20 protein-coding genes are annotated in these 21,701 nt (G+C 68.4%); 7 read left to right on the top strand and 13 right to left on the bottom strand.

Features of this window, described 5'->3' with window-relative positions; translation table 11 throughout:
- The first annotated feature begins 3 nt into the window (after positions 1 to 3).
- Positions 4 to 2,979 (top strand): glycoside hydrolase family 2 TIM barrel-domain containing protein, encoded by a 2,976-nt coding sequence (locus M2283_RS07925; RefSeq protein WP_280875372.1) that lies wholly within the window; start codon positions 4 to 6, stop codon positions 2,977 to 2,979.
- Between the two features lie 129 nt (positions 2,980 to 3,108).
- Here the strand turns inward: M2283_RS07925 and M2283_RS07920 are convergent, their stop codons facing one another.
- The 3 genes from M2283_RS07920 to M2283_RS07910 form a co-directional block, all read right to left on the bottom strand.
- Positions 3,109 to 4,098 carry a CehA/McbA family metallohydrolase gene (locus tag M2283_RS07920; protein ID WP_280875371.1) on the bottom strand — a complete coding sequence of 330 codons (990 nt, stop codon included), beginning with the start codon at positions 4,096 to 4,098 and terminating at the stop codon, positions 3,109 to 3,111.
- Between the two features lie 75 nt (positions 4,099 to 4,173).
- Positions 4,174 to 4,590, bottom strand: coding sequence for a DUF5959 family protein (locus M2283_RS07915; protein ID WP_280875370.1), 417 nt, complete (start codon positions 4,588 to 4,590; stop codon positions 4,174 to 4,176).
- A 138-nt stretch (positions 4,591 to 4,728) separates the two neighbouring features.
- Positions 4,729 to 4,965, bottom strand: coding sequence for a hypothetical protein (locus M2283_RS07910; RefSeq protein ID WP_280875369.1), 237 nt, complete (start codon positions 4,963 to 4,965; stop codon positions 4,729 to 4,731).
- Positions 4,966 to 5,175: 210 nt separating this feature from the next.
- Here M2283_RS07910 and M2283_RS07905 point away from each other — a divergent pair, with 210 nt between their 5' ends.
- Complete coding sequence (locus tag M2283_RS07905) at positions 5,176 to 6,459, top strand: alpha/beta hydrolase family protein (RefSeq protein WP_348538897.1); 1,284 nt, start codon at positions 5,176 to 5,178, stop codon at positions 6,457 to 6,459.
- Between the two features lie 15 nt (positions 6,460 to 6,474).
- Here M2283_RS07905 and M2283_RS07900 read toward each other — a convergent pair whose 3' ends face one another.
- Positions 6,475 to 7,212, bottom strand: a complete 738-nt coding sequence (locus tag M2283_RS07900; protein WP_280875368.1) for a TetR/AcrR family transcriptional regulator — start codon at positions 7,210 to 7,212, stop codon at positions 6,475 to 6,477.
- Between the two features lie 56 nt (positions 7,213 to 7,268).
- Between M2283_RS07900 and M2283_RS07895 the strand changes: the two genes are divergently transcribed.
- Together M2283_RS07895 and M2283_RS07890 are read left to right on the top strand one after the other, a co-directional pair.
- Positions 7,269 to 8,870 (top strand): FAD-dependent oxidoreductase, encoded by a 1,602-nt coding sequence (locus M2283_RS07895; protein WP_280875578.1) that lies wholly within the window; start codon positions 7,269 to 7,271, stop codon positions 8,868 to 8,870.
- 182 nt (positions 8,871 to 9,052) lie between these two features.
- A complete protein-coding gene (locus tag M2283_RS07890) occupies positions 9,053 to 9,814 on the top strand; it encodes a class I SAM-dependent methyltransferase (RefSeq protein ID WP_280875367.1) in 762 nt (253 codons plus the stop codon).
- Between the two features lie 64 nt (positions 9,815 to 9,878).
- On the opposite strand, the gene M2283_RS07885 is transcribed toward M2283_RS07890, so the two are convergent.
- Positions 9,879 to 10,049 (bottom strand): hydrophobic protein, encoded by a 171-nt coding sequence (locus tag M2283_RS07885; RefSeq protein ID WP_280875366.1) that lies wholly within the window; start codon positions 10,047 to 10,049, stop codon positions 9,879 to 9,881.
- A gap of 320 nt (positions 10,050 to 10,369) precedes the next feature.
- Here M2283_RS07885 and M2283_RS07880 point away from each other — a divergent pair, with 320 nt between their 5' ends.
- Both M2283_RS07880 and M2283_RS07875 read left to right on the top strand, forming a co-directional pair.
- Positions 10,370 to 11,227: a SigB/SigF/SigG family RNA polymerase sigma factor gene (locus M2283_RS07880; protein ID WP_280875577.1), complete on the top strand. Its 858-nt coding sequence runs from the start codon at positions 10,370 to 10,372 to the stop codon at positions 11,225 to 11,227.
- A gap of 55 nt (positions 11,228 to 11,282) precedes the next feature.
- A complete protein-coding gene (locus tag M2283_RS07875) occupies positions 11,283 to 11,711 on the top strand; it encodes a hypothetical protein (protein WP_280875365.1) in 429 nt (142 codons plus the stop codon).
- A 9-nt stretch (positions 11,712 to 11,720) separates the two neighbouring features.
- Here M2283_RS07875 and M2283_RS07870 read toward each other — a convergent pair whose 3' ends face one another.
- Both M2283_RS07870 and M2283_RS07865 read right to left on the bottom strand, forming a co-directional pair.
- On the bottom strand, positions 11,721 to 11,891 hold the full coding sequence (locus M2283_RS07870) for a hypothetical protein (protein ID WP_280875364.1): 171 nt from the start codon (positions 11,889 to 11,891) through the stop codon (positions 11,721 to 11,723).
- A gap of 56 nt (positions 11,892 to 11,947) precedes the next feature.
- A complete protein-coding gene (locus M2283_RS07865; RefSeq protein ID WP_280875576.1) occupies positions 11,948 to 12,304 on the bottom strand; it encodes a PRC-barrel domain-containing protein in 357 nt (118 codons plus the stop codon).
- Positions 12,305 to 12,423: 119 nt separating this feature from the next.
- Here M2283_RS07865 and M2283_RS07860 point away from each other — a divergent pair, with 119 nt between their 5' ends.
- Positions 12,424 to 12,966 (top strand): GNAT family N-acetyltransferase, encoded by a 543-nt coding sequence (locus tag M2283_RS07860; protein WP_280875363.1) that lies wholly within the window; start codon positions 12,424 to 12,426, stop codon positions 12,964 to 12,966.
- Here the strand turns inward: M2283_RS07860 and M2283_RS07855 are convergent.
- The 6 genes from M2283_RS07855 to M2283_RS07830 all read right to left on the bottom strand — a co-directional run bounded on the left by M2283_RS07855 (position 12,932) and on the right by M2283_RS07830 (position 21,554).
- On the bottom strand, positions 12,932 to 14,137 hold the full coding sequence (locus M2283_RS07855) for an MFS transporter (protein WP_280875362.1): 1,206 nt from the start codon (positions 14,135 to 14,137) through the stop codon (positions 12,932 to 12,934). The two genes, M2283_RS07860 and M2283_RS07855, sit on opposite strands and share 35 nt — an antisense overlap.
- Before the next feature lie 126 nt (positions 14,138 to 14,263).
- Positions 14,264 to 16,018 (bottom strand): RICIN domain-containing protein, encoded by a 1,755-nt coding sequence (locus tag M2283_RS07850; protein WP_280875575.1) that lies wholly within the window; start codon positions 16,016 to 16,018, stop codon positions 14,264 to 14,266.
- A 71-nt stretch (positions 16,019 to 16,089) separates the two neighbouring features.
- A complete protein-coding gene (locus M2283_RS07845; RefSeq protein WP_280875361.1) occupies positions 16,090 to 18,246 on the bottom strand; it encodes a beta-galactosidase in 2,157 nt (718 codons plus the stop codon).
- Between the two features lie 55 nt (positions 18,247 to 18,301).
- Positions 18,302 to 19,240 carry a carbohydrate ABC transporter permease gene (locus tag M2283_RS07840; RefSeq protein ID WP_280875360.1) on the bottom strand — a complete coding sequence of 313 codons (939 nt, stop codon included), beginning with the start codon at positions 19,238 to 19,240 and terminating at the stop codon, positions 18,302 to 18,304.
- Entirely contained in the window at positions 19,237 to 20,163 is a 927-nt protein-coding gene (locus M2283_RS07835; RefSeq protein ID WP_280875359.1) for a carbohydrate ABC transporter permease, read from the bottom strand. Before M2283_RS07835 ends, M2283_RS07840 begins: the two co-directional genes overlap by 4 nt.
- Before the next feature lie 2 nt (positions 20,164 to 20,165).
- Positions 20,166 to 21,554, bottom strand: a complete 1,389-nt coding sequence (locus M2283_RS07830) for an ABC transporter substrate-binding protein (RefSeq protein ID WP_280875358.1) — start codon at positions 21,552 to 21,554, stop codon at positions 20,166 to 20,168.
- Positions 21,555 to 21,701: the final 147 nt, after the last annotated feature.

The following is a 21,701-nucleotide window of genomic DNA, read 5'->3' as shown; positions in this document are numbered from 1 at the left end:
CTCTTGCTCCCCGAGCTCTCCCCCCATGTTTCGGACACCGCACCGGCGCGTGGCGCACTGCGCCCGGCGCGCTCGTGGCTGCACTCCGACGCCCCCTCGCTTTCACTCAACGGGCCCTGGCGCTTCCGTCTGTCCCCCACGGCGACGGCGGCCGAGGACTTCGCGGCCGACGACTTCGCCGACCACGGCTGGGACCACCTCCCCGTGCCCTCCCACTGGGTACTTGAGAGCGACGGTGCCTACGGCCGTCCTATCTATACGAACATCCAGTTCCCGTTCCCGATCGACCCGCCCCACGTCCCGGACGAGAACCCCACCGGCGACTACCGCCGCCATTTCGACGTCCCCGCCGGCTGGTCGGACGCCGAGCGGGTCGTGCTGCGGTTCGACGGGGTCGAGTCGCTGTTCAGGGTGTGGGTGAACGGCGTAGAGATCGGCAGCGCCAGTGGCAGCCGACTGGCCCACGAATTCGACGTGACGAGCGCCGTGCGCCCGGGCGACAACGTCGTCGCCGTGCGCGTGCACCAGTGGTCGGCGGCCAGTTATGTCGAGGACCAGGACCAGTGGTGGCTGCCGGGCATCTTCCGCGATGTCACCCTGCTCGCCCGGCCGGCCGGGGGCATAGAGGACGTCTGGCTGCGGACCGGCTTCGACAACGGGCGCGGACGGGTCGATGCGGAGGTCATCGCCGACGCGTCGGCGTTCCCGGTCACGCTGCGCATCCCCGAGCTCGGCGTCGAGCAGGTCTGGGCGACGCCGGCCGACGTGACCCCCGTCGACATCGCCGACGTGGAACCGTGGTCGGCCGAGGAGCCCCGCCTGTACGACGCGACCGTGTCCACGGCGGCGGAGAGCATCGCCCTGCGGGTGGGTTTCCGCACGGTGGAGATCCGCGGGGACCAGTTCCTGGTCAACGGTCGCCGGGTCGTGTTCCACGGGGTCAACCGCCACGAGGCCCATCCCGAACGCGGCCGTGTCTTCGACGAGGAGCACGCCCGCGAGGACCTGGCCCGGATGAAGCGGTTCAACGTGAACGCCGTCCGCACCAGCCACTACCCGCCGCACCCACGCCTGCTCGACCTCGCCGACGAACTCGGCTTCTGGGTCGTCCTCGAATGCGACCTGGAGACACACGGCTTCGAGAAGGGCGGCTGGGTCGGCAACCCGAGCGACGACCCGACCTGGCGCGGGGCCTACCTCGAACGCATCGAGCGCACCGTCGAGCGCGACAAGAACCATCCCAGCATCGTGATCTGGTCGCTCGGCAACGAGGCCGGCACCGGCGGCAACCTCGCCGCGATGTCGGCCTGGGTCCACGCCCGCGACGCCGAACGCCCCGTGCACTACGAAGGCGACTACACCGGCGAGTACACCGACATCTACTCCCGCATGTACGCGACCGTGACGGAGACCGAGCAGATCGGCACCGACGGTTCAGGCACCCCGCTGCTCGGCTGCACCCCCTCACAGGGAGCCCGGCAGCGCACCAAGCCGTTCCTGCTGTGCGAGTACGCGCACGCGATGGGCAACGGGCCCGGTGCGTTCGACCAGTACGAGGCACTCGTACACCAATACCCGCGGCTGCACGGCGGCTTCGTCTGGGAGTGGCGCGACCACGGCATCCTGACAACGACCCCCGACGGAACGCCGTACTACGCCTACGGCGGTGACTTCGGCGAGGTCGTCCACGACGGCAACTTCGTGATGGACGGCATGCTGCTCAGCAACGACGTCCCCACGCCGAGCCTCCACGAATACAAGGCGGTCGTACAGCCGGTCCGCTTCACCTTCGACGGCGACACGGTCGCGGTCACGAACCTTCGCCACTCGGCCGATACGTCGGACCTGCACTTCCGTTGGCGCGTCGAGCACGACGGAACACCTGTGGAATCAGGCGAGTTGGAGGTGCCTGTCGTCACGGCGGGCGAGGCGGGACGGTTTGCGATGCCACGGATCGCTGTGTCCCCGGACGCGGAAACATGGCTCACGATCGACGCGGTGCTGGCCGCGGACACTGCTTGGGCGCCGGCGGGCCATGTGGTCGCGACTGCCCAACTGGACTGCTCGATACGACGTCCCGTCCCTGCCGTCCGGCCACGGACGGACTGGCAGCCGGGCAGTGGAACGCTTTCGCTCGGAATCGCCGAGTTCATCGACGGGTCCCTCGCGCGCCTCGCCGGTCGTGCCGTGACCGGCCCGCGGTTGGAGCTGTTCCGTGCGCCGACCGACAACGACGAGAGCCCGTCCGACGGGGTCGAGGGCAGCGACGCCAGCATCGCCGGGGTGTCCAACGCCGATCTGTGGCGCGCCGACGGCCTCGACCGGCTGACCACGCGGCGTGTTTCCGCGGAGCACACCGCGGACGCGCTGCGCACCGTCGACAAGGTCTCCGCCGCGAACTCCGCCCTGTCGGTGACGGTGGAGACCAACTGGTCGCTCGAAGCAGGCGAGTTGGAACTGCGCGTGGAGGTCCAGCCGTCGAGCGGCTGGAGTACGGTGTGGCCCCGGATCGGGGTTCGCTTCGAGCTGCCCGATGGGACGGCTGCGGTCGACGGTGCCACATGGTTCGGCCTGGGTCCGCTGGAGTCCTACCCGGACAGTCTCCGCGCGGCACGTACGGGTCGCTTCTCCTCCAGCGTCCGCGACCTCTCGGTCGACTACGCCCGACCACAGGAGACCGGGCACCGCTCCGAGTTGCGCGGGCTGACGCTGGCGAGTGGCGAGAGCGAGGTGCTACGCTTCTCTGCGATCCCCGACACGCATGGGCGGCGCCCCGGCTTCACACTCAGTCGTCACACGCCGCAGGAAATCGCGCAGGCCCAACACCCCTTCGAGCGGCCCGAGTCGACGACCAGTCACCTGATCATCGACGCGGCCCAGCACGGGCTTGGCTCGCGAGCCTGCGGCCCGGATGTGTGGCCCGAGTTCGCACTGCGCCCTGAGTCGCGCACGATCAGGCTTCGTATAGCGGCGGGATGAGGATCTCGGGTGTGGTTGGCGGCGGGGTGGCGGGCCTTTAGCAGTCGTTTCTGAGTGCTCCCGACCGGCGCCACCGCCACCCCGGGTGCCTACGGTTCCGCCGTAAACCGTCCTGAGGCAATCTGGAGATCACGTCAGAAGTATCGGGTTGGTGAGAGCCGCCATACGGCCATGCGGATGGCGTACCTCGATCCGAACGAAGGCCGAGTCTTCCGGGGTCGTATGCCACTCACTGGTGCCCACGCCAGTGTCTGGCAGCGATTCGCGGTGGACTCTGCCCCGGTCGGTGTGGAAACTGACGGTCGCCGATGGGACACCACGTATGTGCGCGCGCACCATCACGGGTTCCCCGTGGGTTGCCAGTTGTTCGCCAATCCCCGCGTTGTGCCCAGCGGCTATGGCCGTGAATGACAGATCGACGGCAGTCGACTCGGCGATCCAACTGCGGCCCGCTCGAATTGCGGCAAGGATTGCCGGCTTGCTCAGCCCTTCGGCGAACACCACCGTGTGCGGGCTGCCTATCTGACCCTCAAGGTGGGTGTCGCTGTTGCCCATGGCCGGCCGCCAGTGCCCCGCGTGCACCCCCTCCGCCAGGCTTCGGCCCCACTCGGCGAGGGCGGCCTCGTTGTCGGCGTTCCACGGCCGGTCCGACGCCCACAGCCCGTTCCATACCTCGACCACATCGAGGCCCTGGTAGGAGTACATGAAGCTGCCTGAGGGATAGGGCGCGTGCGGGTGCGCGACCACGCACAGTCCACCGGATGCGCGGACCTGGTCCAGGTATCGGCCTATGAGCTCGTCCCCCACTCGATAGTCCCAGTCGATCACCTGACCCGGGTCGATGCCGAGAGCGAGCCAGTGCCCGGTCTTGGTGGTCACCTCCTCACCCAGGAGGATCAAGAAGTCACCTGCCGCATGGCGCCCCCAGGCACTGTGCCCATCCGCAGAGTTGTGCTCCGTGGTGGCGATGAAGTCGAGACCCACTGTCCGAGCGTCGGCTGCCAACTGCGCAGGAGTGAGCTCACCGTCCGAGTACACGGAGTGGATGTGGCAGTCGCCGCGATACCAGCTGGCACCTCGACCACGCGCTTCTGCCGGCGGGAATCCCGAGTCCGGCATCGCTCTCCTCTCCGCCGCCTGTACGTCCGCTGGAAGATCCGCGCCGACATCCTGGGGCGGCTCGCGCCGCCACGCCTACTGCTCCCACGCACCTACCAGATCTCGAAGGCGTTCTCGCTGACTTGCGATCCAGCCATCCGGCAAAGCGATGGGCACCCGCACCGTGACCATGGAGATCATGTCGTCCTCCACGATCACGTCCGGACAGTCCCGCTTCCCTGAGAGCTGGATGGTCAGAGAGGGCCCTCTCTGTACTTTCAACCATGCGATGTCCTCGCCGACTTCGAGACGGTCCAGCGCATGACCCCACTCCTCCAGTCGCGACCGCCACAGGGACAAGTCGACACTCCCGCTGACGAAGGGTGTGTCGATGACAATCGCAGCTGCCAGACCGTCCGGCACGTCCGGGTGCTGGCCAAGGACCTTGACTATGACGCTGTTCCCCTCATCGTCAGCCAGCACGACAAGATCCATCTGATTGACCTCGGCCACAGCAACCCCCTCAGAGTCTCTGGGCGGAACCTCGCACCTACATCTACGACAGTCGCGTTCAGCAACGGCAACTGGGACAACTGACGCCACAGACCGGAGACGACAACCTCTACGGGACCTGCACGTTCCACAGACGGATCACCCCGTCCTGTCCACCGCTGGCCAAGGTTCGGCCGCCGCGCCCGCGGTGGACGGCATCACCTTGACGGCCACATCGCGTCGCAGCACCGAGGCGTCACACCCCAGCCAGACCTCGCCCATGCCGCCGCGGCCGAGCAGTTCCTTCAACTGGTAACGGCCCGCCAGTGTGAGACCGGACAGCTCCATTCGTACCCCCGTCGACGCGCTGACACCGGCGTCGCAGCAGTCGCTCATTGCCGTGGCTCACGCTACAACTTCCCTACCGGATATCGATGTTCCTCATGCTGATCCCGGCCCGCGACTGGAAGGTGGCGGCGCGGTCGTTCACCCCTGAGTCCGTGTCGGGGACGTCCCTGGGCTTACCCCGAGATCGTGCTCGCGGCCTGTCGCTGGTGCTGTCGGGATGCCAGCCTCGGTGGACGATCATCCAGCCGTCGAGTGCAGATGGGGTATCGAGTGAGGGAGATGTCGCGCCGCTCGGTGCTCGCTGCTGCTGGGGCGGCGGGACTTCTGCTCACCAACGCGGGGGTGGTCCAGGCGAACGGCCGTATGCCCGGAGCCGGTTCAGCAAGCAGGACCGGGGCGACGGCTGTGGGGGCTCGGAGGGGACGGGTGCGGCTCACTTTGCCGGTTCCGACCGGTCCCCGGCGGCTCGGTACCATCTCGCTGCATCTCATCGACCATGCGCGTCGGGACCCGTGGACTTCGCCGTCTGTGCCACGCGAACTGATGATCAGCATGTGGTACCCGACGTCGCACACCCGCGGCTACCGGCACGCACCCTGGCTCCCGCCGATGGCGACGGAACTGTACAGGCAACAGGTCGGCCGAGAACTTCGGACGCCGCTGGACGACGTCGACTTCCCTGTGACTCATGCCCGGCAGGGTGCCCCCATGGAGGCACGCCCGCACGGCCATCCTGTGGTGCTCTTCTCTCCGGGGTACGGCGCGCTGCGCGAGACGTGTACCGCGCTGGTCGAGGATCTGGCCAGTCACGGATATGTGGTCGTCACCATCGACCACACCTACGAAGCCACGATCGTGGAGTTCCCCGGCGGCCGACTGGAGTTGAGCCGCCAACCGGCCGAGCCGACCGATGACGACATCGGGACGGCGTTGCGCGTCCGGCAGGACGACACCAGGTTCGTCTTGAACGAACTGGCGCTGTTGAACGCCGGGCGAAACCCCGACAGCGAGCACCGCCGGTTGCCCCACAGCCTACGAGGCTCCCTCGATCTGTCCAGGGTCGGCATGTTCGGGCACTCGCTCGGCGGTGACACGGCCGCGGAGACGATGGCGCAGGATCGGCGCATCCTCGCCGGTGTCGACCTGGACGGCAGCATCAACGGGACCGTCGCGGCCACCGGTCTGGACCGTCCCTTCCTGCTGATGAGCAATGCCACCCACGGACGCCACAACGACCCGTCCTGGGCGGAGTTCTGGTCGCACCTGCGTGGCTGGCGTCTCGGCCTGCGACTACGCCGCTCCGGACACCAGACCTACACGGACCTGTCCCCGCTGGCCCAACGGCTGGAAAAGGCGCTCCCGTTGCCGCCGGAAGTGGTCGCCGCCTTGACCACCGCCATCGGAACGATCAACGCCGACCGGGCTGTCGCCGCCGAACGCGCCTACCTGAGGGCCTTCTTCGACCTCCACCTGCGCGACCGGGACGATCACCTGTTGTCCGGGGCGTCCCCGCGATACCCCGAGATCGAGTTCGTGCGCTGAGGGGGAGCACGACAGCTACTGGCGGTGTGCGAGGCCGTCGATCATCAGGGCGAGGGTGAAGTCGAAGCGGTCGTGGCCTTCGCCGGCGGTGAGTTCGGCGGCGTGGCTCGTGGTGTGGGGGAAGGTCTCGGCAGGCAGGGCGGTGAGCCGGCGCAGGAGTTCGTCGCGGTCGACGACCCAGGCGACGTCGTCATCTGCTGATCGCTGGCGCGCGATCGATGTCTCCAGGCAGTAGGCGGCCACGTACAGCAAGAGGGCGTCGATGGCCCAGGCGGCGGCCTGCGGGGCGACGCCGGCGGCGAGCAGGATCGCCAGCATTCCCTCGCTGACGCGCAGGATCTCGAGGTTGGTGGGCGCCATGGCGAACGCGGCGCGGGAGATCCCGGGGTACTTCAGGTACTGGTCGCGCATCTGTGTGCACACGCTGCGGATCTGCTCCCGCCAAGCTGCGGGGGCGCTCTCGGCATCGGGCCTGGGCAGTACGAGCGCGGCACACAGCCGGCCGATGAGCAGCTCGTCGAGGTCGGCCTTGTTGACCACGTGGGCGTAGAGCGAGGCGGGTCCGGTGTCGAGGGCGCCGGCCAGTCGGCGCATGGTCAGCGCCTCGTAGCCCTCTGCGGCGATGACGGCCAGCGCGGTGTCGACGACCTGTTCCACGGTGATCGGGGCCTTGCGGCGCCGCGGCCGGGGGGCGGTCTCGGCCTCGGGGTTCGGCGGCTGGTGGCGTGCCGCGCGTCGCTCTCTCGGATTCACCCGACCACTATAACTTGACACGAACAGTGTTCGTAACTAGAACAGTGTTCGTGAACATGAACATGGATATGAACCAGGACATGGACGTGACCGTGGTCGGCGCCGGGCCGGTGGGCCTCGTGCTCGCCGTCGAGCTGGCGCTCTCCGGGGCGACGGTGCAGGTACTCGAGCGACTCGCCGAGCCGAGCGAGGCGATGAAGGCGGGATCGATCAACGTGCCGACGGCCGAGGCACTCGACCGCCGCGGCCTGCTGCCCGCCGCCGAAGAGGTGCAGCGGGAGCTGCTTGAGCGGGTTGGGGCGTTCGCCCGCATGGCCCACAAGCGGAAACCCGGTGAGGGACATACGCCTGGTGAGGGCCGGCGAGCACCCGACTCGCGGTTCACCGGGCACTTCGCGGGGATCGTCCTCGACGCCGACCTCGTGGACTGGTCGGATCCCGATCTCGCCGCGCACACCGCGGCCGACGGAGCGCGGATGGTGCCGCAGCGTGAGCTGGAGGCTCTGCTGACCGAGCACCTCGCGCGACTCGGCGTAAGCGTGCGTCGCGGGGTGGAGGTCACCGCGCTCGAAGACACCGGTGACGGCGTGCTCGTCGGCACCACCGCCGGCGCGGTGCGCACCGGGTGGCTGGTCGGGTGCGACGGTGGGCGCAGCACCGTACGCCGTCTCGCGGGCATCGACTTTCCCGGCACCGACCCCGAACTCGCCGGGCACCTGGCGCTCGTCGACATCGCCGATCCCGACAAACTCGCGAGCGGATGGGCGTGGTCGACCCGGGGGGCGTATCGCTGCGGGCCGCAGCCCGGGCGAGTGGTCACCGTGGAGTTCGGCGGCGCTCCCGCCGATCGCTCGGCGCCGGTGACCCTTGAGGAACTGCAGTCCACTCTGCGTCGGGTCTCGGGCACCGACGTCACGCTGACCGCGCTGCGTGGCACCGCGACCCGTTGGACCGACAACGCCCGCCAGGCCGCCACCTATTGGTCGGGGAGGGTGCTGCTGGCCGGTGACTCCGCGCACGTGCACTCGCCGTTCGGCGGCCAGGGGCTCAATCTCGGGTTCGGTGACGCGATGAACCTCGGTTGGAAGCTCGGTGCCGTGGTCGCCGGGTGGGCGCCCGAAGGGCTGCTCGACACCTACGACGCCGAACGTCGTCCTCTCGGTGCGTGGGTGCTGGACTGGACGCGGGCCCAGATCGGCGTGCTGCGCGGGGACGCCAAGTCGGCCGCTCTCCGGGAGGTCGTCGCCGAGCTGCTGGGCACTCGGGACGGCACGACGTACGCGGTCAAGAAGATCGCCGGAGTCGACCAGCGCATCGACCTGCCCGGCGACCATCCACTGGTCGGGCGGTTCGTCCCCGACCTGTGGCTGACGGACGGGTCCCGTCTGGTCGACCACGGTCACGGCGGCGGGTTCCTGCTGCTCGACCGCAGTCAGGACGGCGCGTTCGCCCGCCTCGCCGGAGCCTGGGCCGGTCGGGTGCGCAGCGTGATCGACGAACACGCGGCGCCGACCGGGGTGTTGGTACGCCCGGACGGGGTTGTCGCCTGGGCCTCCGACACCACCGACACCGCCGCCGCTGTCACCGGCCTCGAAGCCGCCCTGCATCGATGGGCCGGCGTGCCGTCGTCCTCACCCGAGCCCGAGCCGGTGGGGTGATCGCTGAGGGAAGCCATTCGTGGACCTCCCCGGCTGTGCTCCTCCCTGCCCTGCCCGAGTGGCTGGGCAGCAACGCCGGCACGCAGCCGCGGTGGCTGCGGCGATCCGCCGTCGGGCCTCCCCCCGGGGCTAGTGTCTGCCAGGTGAGCACAGACGATGCGAACCGGCGGTGGACACGGTCCATGCCCGAGGCCTACGAACGCCACCTGGTACCGGTCTTCTTCCAGCCCTTCGCCGCCGACCTGGCCGCCAGGGCGGCAGCGCTGCGGCCCCGCACGGTCCTGGAGCTCGCCGCCGGAACCGGGGCGTTGACCTCGGCCGTGCTCACCGCGGTGCCCACGGCCTCGGTGGTGGCGACCGACCTCAACGAAGCGATGGTCACCGCAGGATCGGCCCGGGAACCGCGCGCGGACTGGCGGCAGGCGGATGCCCAGGAGTTGCCCTTCGAGGACGGCAGCTTCGACCTCGTTGTGTGCCAGTTCGGGGTGATGTTCTTCCCCGACAGGCCCGCCGCCTACGCCGAGGTGCGCCGGGTCCTGGCACCGCAGGGGCGGTTCTTGTTCAACAGTTGGGGTCCGCTGGCCTCGCACGGGTTCGGGGCCGCCTTCCAGACCGCCCTGGAACAGTCCATGCCCGACGCGGTGCCCCCGTTCCTGAGGGATGTGCCCCATGGCTACTCCGATCCGGCCGTGGTCGCCGCGGACCTCGCGGCCGCCGGACTGACCCTGGCCGCCGCCGAGGAGGTCACGCTGGAAGGCGTCGCGGATTCGGCAGCCTCCGTTGCCACCGGGTTCCTCACCGGCACGCCGGTGAGCGCCGCCGTGCAAGACCGCGAAGATGCGCAGGCCCTCCAGGCCGCCGTCACGCAGAAGATGACGGACCGCCTCGGCAGCGGCCCGGTGACGGCGCCGATGACCGCGACCGTCTACACAGCGCACCAGTAGCCATGGCACATGCCGAAGGGCCCCGTCGAAAAACATTCGACGGGGCCCTTCGCTCGAATGTTGTTTACCAGCGGTACCAACGGCCCTTGCGGCCGCCGTGCCCGGCGGGTCGGACCACGAAACCCAACAACCAGACCACCAAGACGACGATGGCTATCCACCACAAAGCCTTGAGAGCGAAACCAGCACCGAAAAGAATTAGCGCGAGAAGCAGAACGAGAAGTACGGGAACCATAGTTATCAACCTCCGCACACTCATGTGCCCTGCACTCCCCCCTTCACGCCTCGGAATCCGCAGCGAGGGGGCAGTGAATACTTGTGAGATAGCGGGGAATTCAGCGCGCCCACGATGAGCGAACGGCAATGCGCTGCGGGCCACGGACGACCGGTTGCCACCCCCGTTCCGCGGCTGCGAACCCCTGAGTCGGCGCGGCGAGCACGGCCCCCTCGTCGCGGTCGCAGAAGTGGTGGGGTCCGCATGGACATGCTTGCGGCCACAGCGGGCAAGAGACGCCTACCCTGCTTTCCAGCTAAGGCGGCACAGTGACCTCCTCCGTGAACGCCCGCGAAGCAACCGCCTGCACGACGGGAACGTCCGAAGCCTCGGACGAGTTGCCCTGGATCGAGGACGGCGGCAAGGTCGCCCCCAAGGACGCACGCGCACTGTCCCGGCTGTTCCTGGACCGGTTGCAGGTCCTGGAGGAGGGCACCCGCGAGTATCAGTACGCGCGCAACACCCTGATCGAGATGAACCTGTCCCTGGTGGCCTTCGCGGCCCGCCGTTTCCGCAACCGGGGCAGCGGTGATATGGAGGACGTCATCCAGGTCGGGACGATCGGTCTGATCAAGGCCATCGACCGGTTCGACCTGTCGCGTGAGGTCGAGTTCACGTCGTTCGCGATTCCTTACATCGTCGGCGAGATCAAGCGGTTCTTCCGCGACACCACCTGGGCCGTCCACGTCCCGCGGCGTCTGCAGGAATTGCGCGTCAACCTCGCCAAGAGCCAGGAGACTCTCGCCACCGCTCTGAACCGCCCGCCGACGGTGAAGGAACTCGCAGATCACCTCGAACTCACCGAGGACGAGGTGATCGAGGGCCTCCTCGCCGCCAACGGCTACGTCGCCGGCTCCATCGACACCCCGGGCGGCGACGAGGAAGGCGGCGAGGGACCGAAGTACGCGGACACCATCGGCGACGTCGACCCGGCGATGGACCTGTTCGAGGACCTGCACACGCTCGCCCCGCTGCTCCAGAAGCTCGACGACCGCGAGCGGACCATCATCGAGATGCGCTTCGGCCAGGAGATGACCCAGGCGGACATCGGCCGCGAGCTGCACCTGTCCCAGATGCACATCTCCCGCCTACTGACCCGCACCCTCACCAAACTCCGCACCGGCCTCCTGGACACGTGAGTTCCCCGTAGCCGCACCCGGGCCCACCCGCACAGCCTCAGAAGGACGACCGGACATGAGCACAGAGCACGACGCCCTCCACCAGCCGTCCGCGCCGGTCGTGACCGAGCCCGTCCCGGATCTCCAACTGCAGATGCTGATACGGCTGATCGGCCAGGACGCCCAGGCGACTCTGCCGCTGACGCTGGTCGTCGGAGGCGGCTTCCTCTACGGCGATCTGATCTCCCACGAGGCGTGGACGGCCGAGTGGGCCCGCAGTCTGCGCGGCCTCGACGGCCCGGGCGCTGAGGTGCTGGAACACTTTCCGCAACAGGTGGACCAGGCCGTCGTCGACAAGCAGGGCCACGACACCCCGCAACGGCTGCCTCAGTGGATCCATCTGCGCGATGCCACCGGCGTCACCGGGAGCGATCCGGTAGTCATGCCCCTGTGGCGCGGCCGGCTGACGGACGTATCGGGCTGGTCTCTGGGCAAGCCCTCCTGACCGCCGCCGCTATCGAATGGGGCGGCGACCGGAGCGCCGGGACCAGCGAACTGCGGTCAGGACGAGCGCGGCCACAAGAACCGCGACGCCGATCACCAGCAGGTAGCCCAACCCATCCGCGGCGACCCCGACGATTCCCAGCACGACGGCGATCAGGACGAGCAGCAGGAAAACAACCATGGCAGAACACCACCTTCGGACTGAGTGGTCGGACCGGGTATCGGACTGAGCAGGAGTCAGCGGCGCGCGAGTTGCCGCTCGCCGTCCGCGCCGGTCCGGTAGGTCATGTCGTAGTGGTGGAAGATCGCTTCCTCTGCTTCGGCGGGCAGGATGTCGTCCATGCCGACCGAGGGCGCCTTCTTCACCAACGCCTTGGCATAAGGGACCTTTACGTAGTCGGGCCCGAGAATCGCCTCGTCGACCGGAACGAAGGCCAACCGCTGACGAGTGGGGAGCCCGATACGGACCGTGGCCATGGCCGACTCGTCGGTGGCGGTGTCCACGTAGATCGATTCGAGCACACCGATCTTGTGCCCTTTGAGGTCGACGACATTGTGGTTGCGCCACTCGCGGATATCGGCCGCATGGATCATTTTCACGCTCCGCCTCCTGAAACGCTCATACGTGCCGAGTTCCCCCGCTTTCGCACTTGACACCGCGACGGGCGCTTATTGGTTTGCCTGCGGCCGATCCGGTCGGATAGGAAGCGTGCATGCTGAAGGGCGAAAAAGTCGGGCTCAGGGCTCGGCACGAGGACGACATCCCGATCCTGCAGGCCGAGCTCCACGACGACGTGGTCACCTCCTCGCGGTCCCAGAGCCGGCCGTGGCGGCCGATCACGCCCGGCTCGAAGGACTCGCAGTTCGTGGTCGATGACACGGAGGAACGGCACGTCCAGTTCTCCGTGATCGAACTGGACGGCGGCACTCTGGTCGGCACCGCGTCACTGTGGGGCATCGACAACCACAACCGGTCCGCGCACATCGGGCTCGGCCTGCTGCCCTCCTCCCGCGGCAAGGGCTACGGCACCGACGTGGTCGCGGCGCTGTGCCACTACGGCTTCGTCGTACGCGGCCTGCAGCGACTGCAGATCGAGACGCTCTCGGACAACGCCGCGATGCTGCGCGCCGCCGAACACCACGGCTTCGTCCGCGAGGGTGTACTGCGCTCCGCGGCCTGGGTGATGGGCGAATTCCTGGACGAGGTACTCCTCGGGCTCCTCATCCAGGAGTGGAAACCGGACTCCAAGCACTAGGCAGTCGTCGATCCGCGAAGAGCACTGCCAGTGCCAGCAGGAGTGCCGCTGTTGCCGCGATCGGTGCCACCAAGAACGCTCCGGCGCTTCCATGGCTGTCGGCGAGGAACCCGGCCAGCGCCTGCCCTGCCGCAGTACCGAGAGGTCCTCCCCCGCACACGATCGTCATCGTGACATTCGCCCGGTCAGGCGGCGCGAGTCGTTCGGTGAGGGCATAGAGACTGATCATGTAGGGCGCCACGGTGACGCCGGCGATGGCCACGGCGGCCGGAACGGCGTGCAGCCTGTCCCCGACGACAAGGGTCAGCCCGCCCAGCAGCAGGGTGGCCGCGAAGGTCATGTACCGGTGGCGCAGTGTGAATCGCGGAGGGAGCCAGGCGCAGGCAGCGCCTGCCAGAGCGCTGCCGATGCCGAAGGTCGCGTAGAGGAGCCCGGCGGTGCCGGGTCGCCCACTACCGTCGGCAAAGGCAGTGACGCCGGTCTGGACTGCGCCGAACACGGCACCCATCGCCGCCATGGCAAGGAACATGGCGGCAAGTGGGCGTCGTGGCAAGGGAGTTCTCGACGTCTTCGGTGTCGGCTGCCGCATGCCGGCCCGTTGGCTGAGGGACAGCGCGAAAGGCAGGGTGGCCACAGCCAGCAGGACCATCGCTGCCACAGTCGGCGCCGTCGGTCCGATCGGGGTGAGCAACCCGACGATCGCAGGTCCGACGATGAAACTTGTCTCGTCGGCGGTCGCCTCGTACGACAGCGCGGTGGGCATGAGTACCTGCTGGTCGCGCGCGTGCAGCAGGCGTGACCAGTGCACTCGCACCATGGGTCCGACCTGTGGTTGGGTGAGACCGGCCAGGGCCGCTGCTACGAGCATGCTCGCGCGGTCGGTGTGGCTTGCCACGACGAGGCCGGTCAGGGCAACGATGTTGGCGACTGCCATGACCGCCCCGATGGACCGGTGACCGTGGCGGTCGGACAGCGCCCCGACGACCGGACCGCCGACCGCGATGGCGATGCCCTGGGTCGCCGCGGCAAGGCCGGCGAAGGCGTAACTGCCGGAGGCGGCCCGGACAAGGATGAGTGTTGCGAGGGACGAGGTCGCGTAGGGAAGCCGGGCCAGGAATCCCAACGGGAAGAATCCCGCATCAGGGACACGCAGAAGGGACCGATACGCCATTGGTGTCTCCAATGAGCACGTCTGAAAGACGCGCTACCCAGCCACCGGCGCGTTGACGATCCCGATTCTGCGCGGCAGCCTAGCGAGCGAACCCGCATGCCACCACAGTGCCTCGAAGGACGGCGGCTACGGGACGAGCCTCCACTCCTGTGAGCCGTCCGTCGCCGCGTTCTGCAAGGTCAGTGGCGACCCGTCGGACGCGCCCGTCAGGTACAGGCTCGTGTTCTTGACCGACTGCAACTTGTAGAACCCGTGGCCGGTCTTGACCAGGTTCCAGCTGCCGGTGGCACTGTTGTCGACCCACTGGCCGATCCACTGGCCGACCGTGGCGTTGCCCGTCCAGATCGCCGCCGCACGGCCGCCCGACTTGTTCAACAGCGTTACGCCGCCGTTCGGTTCGTTCACCGTGTGCCAGTACTGGGTGTCCGGGTTCGCAGCGGAGCCGCGGTCCTCCAGGACGACGTCAGGAACGTCCCCGTTGCCGATGTTCGCGTCGTTCGTCTTGCCGCCGGTGCCGATCACCTGGCCGGTCTGCCGGTTCACCAACCGGTAGTAGGCGCCTTCCGATCGGCCGAGGTCGACCTCGGCGTAAGCGATCGTCGAGGTGCCCTGGTTGTTGAGGATCGCGATGCGGCCGGTGCCGTCGACGTACTGCAGGTTGCGGCTGTAGCCGGCCCGCGAGGTCGTCTGGTTCTCCTTCCAGACTCCGTCGCTGCGGCCGCTCTTGTTGACCCAGACGTTGCCGCTGCCCGCCGCGTTGTAGACCAGGCTTCCGCCGGGCAGCCTGATGACGACCGGACTGCCGCCCGTCGCGAGCGCATGGGAGCCGGTGTCGACCGGCAGCGACGTGATGGCACCCCCTGTCGCCGAACCCCGGTAGAACTCGAGCGGGTTGTCGGCGAGCACGTACCGGGTGTTGGTTCCGCCGCCCCAATACTCGTACGTCAGGAGCCACTTGCCGTCCGTGGTCCGCACCACGTTCGTCATGCCCGGGCGTCCGCCGCCGATCTCGGTCTTGCCGCCGCCCATGTTCTGGGTCAGTCCCGCGACGTCGACGACGGGTCCGCTCCAGCGCGTACTGCGGCCGTCCCAGGTCTTGTGGGCGAGGATCTGGCCGTGCGAGTCGGTGGCGGTGTCGTTCGCGGGGTCCAGGGTCGGGACGCCGGTGGTCGCGTTGAAGCCTGTGTAGTCGTTCTCGTCGGAGTAGTAGCAGACCAACTTGCCCTTGTGGACCATCAGGTAGGGCTCCCAGAGGGGATCCACCTGTCTGTCGGTGTTGGCCGTGGCGACGTTCTGGCCGATCGCGCCCGCGCTGCCGCCCTGCCAGCCGCCGGTCGCGATGACGTTGACGACCTTCCACGACCTGCCCTTGTCGGTGCTGGAGTACAGGGCGATGGCGAGGTCGCTGCGGTCGCCGTCGTTGGAGGGCGTCCAGTTGGGGTCGGCCGCCTTGTGCTCCTGGTAGTACTGGTCGTCGCCCGACACGACACTGGCGAGGAGCAGGGTGCCCCGCTTCAGTCTTCCGACGTCCTGCGGAAGCGTGTAGAGGTAGGGGTTGGTCCAATTGCTCGTGTACTTCGCGTACTTGGGATCGCTGGACAGGTAGGCAGGAGCCTTGACCTCCGACAGCGGCTGCCAGCTCGTCCCGTGGTCGTCGCTCTTGTACACCGGGAGCGTCTGTCCGTCGGCGCTGCCGGTCGCCGGTACGACGGTGGACCTCTCGAACGACGCGACCAGGCGTCCGCCGGGCAGTTGCGCGGACTTCGGGTAGACGGCGCAGTTACCCCGGCCCTTCAGACACGGTTCACTGCCGAGTTGGTAGAGGATTCCGCCTGTCGGGTTGTACGCCTGCGCACTGGTGGCCATCGGTATCGCCAGCATCGCGGCTGCCCCGGCGAACGTACCCAGCACCTTCACCGCTCTGCATCTCTGCACAGCCACTCCTTGCACCGCTACTCCTTCGAGTCCGTCGGAGAAACGAGTACGCGTACGTCCCACGGGCCGAGCTCCAGCACCGAACCCGTGGGGAGGGACGTGCCGTTCAGCGCGTCGACGAGATCGACCGGCGCCGCCGAACGGGCGGGCTCCCAGCTCCAGTTGTGGACGATGTGCACCCGGCGGCCGTCGGGCGAGGTGCCGGTCGTCACCGTGACCGACGTCGGCGGATTCCCCCATCCGCTGCGGGCCACGGGCGCCAGCCACTCGGCCAGGGCACGAGCGAGGTCGCGGCCAGGGACGGTGCCGACGTACGTGACCCGGCCCTCCCCATGACGGCGAGTGGTCACGGCGGGCCAACGGCCGAAGTGCGGGTGCTCGTACGCCGCGAGGACCTCGGCGTCGGTGACGGTCAGGCCGTCCGCCCAGTGCGTCGCCGTCGCGGTCTCCGGCAGGGGGAGGGGGCTGTCGGGGACGGGTCGGACGGGGACGGCGTGGGTGAGGTTGCTGAATTCGTCGTACGACACTCCCGCGGCGCCGGTGAGACGGGCGGGAGCCGATTCGTGCCGGGCTCGTGCCTCGTGGTCGGCGTAGCCGGTGCGCGGACCGAGGACCAGGTGGCCGCCGGCGTGAGCGTAGGCGGCGAACCAGTCGAGCGTGGTGTCGTCGGCGAGGTACAGGGCGGGGACGACGAGGACGGGGTGGCGGTGTGCCGCCTCCTCGGGGGTCAGGCCAGCCCGTTCGCCGCGCGGGTCGTGCAGTTGGCGGGCGTGGACGACGCGGACCTGGCGTCCGGCGTCGAAGGCGCCGCGGTAGAAGGGATCGAGGATGCGGTGGTAGGCGGCGGGGTCCGGTTCGCCGTCCGGGGTCGCGAGGGGCGGGTGTTTCTGCATCAGCCACTTGCTCGGGGTGGAGTAGACGATCGTGATGTCGGCGTCCGGCTCAAGGCCCGCGACGAGTGGGCCCGCGGTCTCGAACTCCTCCCCCAGCCGGGCCAGTTCGGCGTAGGTGCGGCCCGGTCGGCCGCTGTGCGGGAGGACTCCGCCCCAGTAGGTCTCCGCGCCGAAGCGCAGGGTCTGCCACTGCCAGTACTCGATCATGCGGGCACCGCGGCCGACGAGAGCCCAGGCGGCCTGGCGCCACTGGCCGTCGTAGGCGGGGCGGTTGTCCCAGGCCATGCCGATGGAGTTGGCGTTGGTCTCGGTGACCAGGAACGGCTCCTGTCGGGAGGAGAACATCCAGTCGGCGGTCTGGTGGAGCGACCAGACGCCGGTGGTCTTCCACTTCTGTTCGTGGGTGTCCGGGGTGGGGTCGGGCAGGAGCAGGCCGTCCTGCATGTCGTAGTACGGGTTGCCGGTGGCGATGTCGAGTCGGTCGGTGAGCTCGTCGTCCTCGACCGCCGGCCGCTTGTAGGAGATGCAGGTGGTGACGAAGTGCTCGGGGCGGGCGTACTCGCGGACGATGTCGGCCTGCCAGCCGATGAACTCGGTGCACTGGCGGGACTGGAACTCCCGCCAGGCGACGTCGTATTGGGGCTGTGCGTTGCCGTCGGGGGTCCACAGGTCGGCCCATGTGGAGAGGCGGTGGGACCAATAGACCAGGCCCCACTCGCGGTTGAGGGTCTCGACGTCCCCGTACTTGGCGCGTAGGTGGTCGGTGAAGCGTTGGAAGACGCCTCGGTTGTGGAACAGCTCCAGGCCCGGTTCGTTGTCGACCTGGAAACCGATGACCGCCGGGTGGTCGGCGTACCGGGCGACGATCTTCCGGATGATCCGCTCGGCGTGGAAGCGGAACGCGGGGTGGGTGAAGTCGACTTCCTGCCGGGCGCCCCAGCCGATGCGCTCGCCGGTGCGCCGTTCTCCGGTGATCTCCGGGTAGTGGCGGGCCAGCCACGGCGGTACCGCGTAGGTGGGGGTGCCGAGGATGACGGAGATGCCGCGTTCGTGGGCGCCGTCCAACACCGGTTGCAGCCAGTCGAGTTCGAAGCGGCCGTTCTCGGGTTCCCAGGTCGACCAGACCGACTCGCCGACCCGGATGACGGTGAAGTGCGCCTCTGCCATCAGGTCGAGGTCGGTCTTGAGCTGCTCGTCGGGCCGTACGTCCGGGCCGTAGGCGGGCTGGTACTCGTGGTAGTAGGCAGCGCCGAACAGAACGCGGGCGGGCAGATCCGCCATGGACAAACCTCCGGAGTGCAGGGGGTGTTGGGGGGTACCGGGAGGGAGCTGCCGGCTACTGCTTGACGCCGCCGGTGGCCAGGCCGCTCTGCCAGTACCGCTGGAGCAGCAGGAAGGCCAGGACGAGCGGGACGATCGAGATCAGGGAGCCGGTCACGACGAGGGCGAGCATGTCGCTGCTGGCTCCGGCGCCGCCGTTCTGCGCCTGGGCGGCCCAGGAGGAGAGCCCGACCGTGATCGGGTACAGATCCGGGTCGTTGAGCATGATCAGCGGCAGGAAGTAGTTGTTCCAGGTGGCGACGAGCGTGAAGAGGATGACCGTCACCAGGCCGGGGGCGAGCAGCCGTAGCCCGATCGTGCAGAAGATCCGGAACTCTCCGGCGCCGTCCATGCGGGCGGCCTCGATGAGGCTGTCGGGGACGGCGTCCTCGGCATAGATGCGCATGAGGTAGAGGCCGAACGGACTGATGAGGGACGGCAGGATCACCGCCCAAGGGGTGTTGACCAGGCCTGCCTTGGCGAACAGCAGATAGGTGGGGATCGCCAGGGCGGTGGTCGGGATCATGATGGCGCCGAGCACCAGGTTGAAGGCCGCGCCATGGCCGCGGAAGCGGTACTTGGCGAAGCCGTAGCCGGCCGCCGCCGCGAGCAACGCCGCGCCGAGTGCGCTCACCCCGGCGTACAGGACCGTGTTGAGCAGCCAGCGGCCGAACACGCCGTCGTCCTGGGTGAAGGTGGCCTTGATGTTCGACAGCAGTTGCGGCGCGTGCGAGAACCACAGGCCGAAGCTGTTGAACAGGTCCTGGGTGCTCTTGGTGGAGGCGATCAGCAGCCAGCACAGCGGGAGCAGGAAGTACGCCAGGACGGCCAGCATGGCGATCGTGAGCGGGGTGCTGCGGCGGTGGGTCGACGACGGGCGTCGGCGTGTCCGGGCCTCGGCGGGGAGTCCCCGCGTCTTCGAGGCGGTCGGGACCGCGGGGGTCACGGTGGTCATGCGGTCCTCCTGCGGTTCGCCGTGAGCAGGAAGGCGTACGACACGATCACGATGACCAGCCCGAGGATGAAGGACACCGTGGCCGCGTAGTTGGTCTGCTGGCTGATGAAGGCGACGGAGTAGGCGTAGAGGTTGGCGGTGTAGGAGCTGTCGATGACGTCCGGGGCGACCTTCATCAACAGGTTGGGTTCGTTGAAGAGTTGGAAGCTGCCGATCACCGAGAAGAGCAGGGTGAGGGTCAACGCCGGGCGCAGTGCGGGGAGTTTGATGGACCAGGCGATGCGCCAGGCGCCGGCGCCGTCCATGGCGGCCGCCTCGTACAGCTCGGCGGGGATGGTGCGCAGGGCGGCGTACAGGATGATCATGTTGTAGCCGACGAACTCCCAGGTGACGATGTTCGCGAGGCTGCCGAGCATCCAGCTGTCGGAGAGGAAGTGCGGGGCCGGCAGGTGGAGGTCGTGGCTGATCTGGGCGAAGGGGCCGAAGTCGGGGCCGTAGAGGTAGCCCCACATGAGGGTGGCGATCACGCTGGGGACGGCGTACGGGACGAAGATGCCTAGGCGGATCACCCCGGCCAGCCGCAGCAGGCCGCTGTCCAGTGCGAGCGCGAACGCCAGGGCCAGCAGCAGCATCACGGGGACCTGGATGACGAAGAACAGGGCTACGCGGCCTATGCCCTTGAGGAGGAGTGGGTCCTTGAGGGCGGTGACGTAGTTGTCCAGGCCCACGAACGTCGAGCCTCCGATGAGGCGTTCCTGGAAGAGGCTCAGGTAGGCGGCGTAGCCGAGCGGGGCTAGGAAGAGGAGCAGGAACAGCGCCATGAACGGGGCGATGAACAGGACTCCTGCCCTGCCGTGGCGTCGGCGGGGTGGGGACTTCGTACGGGAGGGCGCTGTGCGGGCGGCCGTTGTGGTGGCGGCCATGGTCAGGCTCCCTTGACCGTGAAGCCCTGGCTCTTCGCGAATGTGGTGATGCGCGACTGCCAGGAGCCCAGCGCGCGGACTGTGTCCGTCTTGTCGGCAAGGGACTTGCCGACGGTCTCGGTCCAGTCCGTGGCGACCCGGTCGAGGAACGGCGGCCACTGGAAGGCGGGGTCGACCTGGGCGCTGATGTCGGCGAAGACCTGGTTGACCTTCTGGCCGCCGTAGAAGGCGGGCGCGTCACCGAGGAAACTCGCCTCGCCGAGCAGGGTCTTGGTCGCCGGGAAGAAGAACTGCTCGGTGGCGAACATCTTGGCGCTGGTGGGGTCGCTGTTGAGGAACTGGGCGAACACCGCTGCCTGGATGGGGTTCTTGGTGGAGCGGATGACCGCGGTGGTCGAGCCGCCCCAGTTGCCCGAGCTGGGCTTGGCCGCGTCCCACTGCGGGAGCGGGGCCGCGCGCCACTTGCCGGAGGTGGCCTTCGCCGAACCGGAGAGGAAGGCCGGGCCCCAGGCTCCGGTGAGCCAGGTCGCGTACTTGCCCTTGTTGAGCGCCGCGTACCAGGCGTCGGTGAAGTCCGGCTCCACGCCGATCACGCCGTCCTTGGCGAGGGTGCCCCAGTACTCGCCGAGCTTCTTGGAGACCGCGTCGTCGACGCTGACGGTGATGTCGCTCTTGCCGGAGGTGACGTACGGCTTGGCGCCCGCCTGCCACAACAGGCCGTGCCAGGCTGCGACTTGGTTGGCGGCGAGGTTGGTGAGGTAGACGTCCGGGTCGGCCTTGTGCAGCTTGCGGGCGGCGGCTGCGAACTCGTCCCAGGTGGTGGGGACTTGGATTCCGTGCTGGTCGAAGATGTCCTTGCGGTACAGCATGCCCATCGGGCCGGTGTCCTGCGGTATCGCCCAGACCTCGCCGCCGCTGCCGCTGACCTGGCCCCACGTCCAGTCCACGAAGGTCGACTTGAGCGCGGAGGCGCCGTAGGGACGGAGGTCGAGCAGGCTGTCGGTGATGGTGAACGTCGGAATCGCCTGGAACTCCATCTGCACCATGTCCGGGGCACCGCTGTTCGCCTTCAGCGCGGTCCGCAGCTTGGTGTACTGGGGCGTGCCCTGACCGGCGTTGACGACCTTCACCTTGACGGCCGGGTACTTCTTCTCGAAGAGGGCGACCTCCTTGTCGATGTTCGGCACCCAGGTCCAGAACGTCAGTTGGGTCGGGGTCTTCATGGCCTTGTCGATGTCGGCCTGGCTGACCGGCTTGCTCGACGAGCCGCTCGTACCGTCGCCGTCGCCGCCGCAGGCGGTCAGTGTGGCGGCCAGCGACACCGCGCCGGTGGCGGCGAGGAAGCCCCGACGACTCAGGGACGAGGAGGAGTTGGAGAAGGGTCCGGACATGGTGAACTCCCGCGGATGGGTGTGAGGGACCGGCACACCGGGCGACGGCGTGCTGAAAGGGCGAGACCGGAAAGTTCCGGTGAGTTAGGCGCCCATTAGGGGCGCGGGGAACTGCGCGACCAGCCCCCACCGGCCCGCGGACGAAGA

The organism is Streptomyces pseudovenezuelae (assembly GCF_029892565.1).
In the GTDB taxonomy this organism is placed as follows: domain Bacteria; phylum Actinomycetota; class Actinomycetes; order Streptomycetales; family Streptomycetaceae; genus Streptomyces; species Streptomyces pseudovenezuelae_A.
Note: the sequence above shows the minus strand (reverse complement) of the source record. Positions and strands in the feature narration are given on the sequence as shown.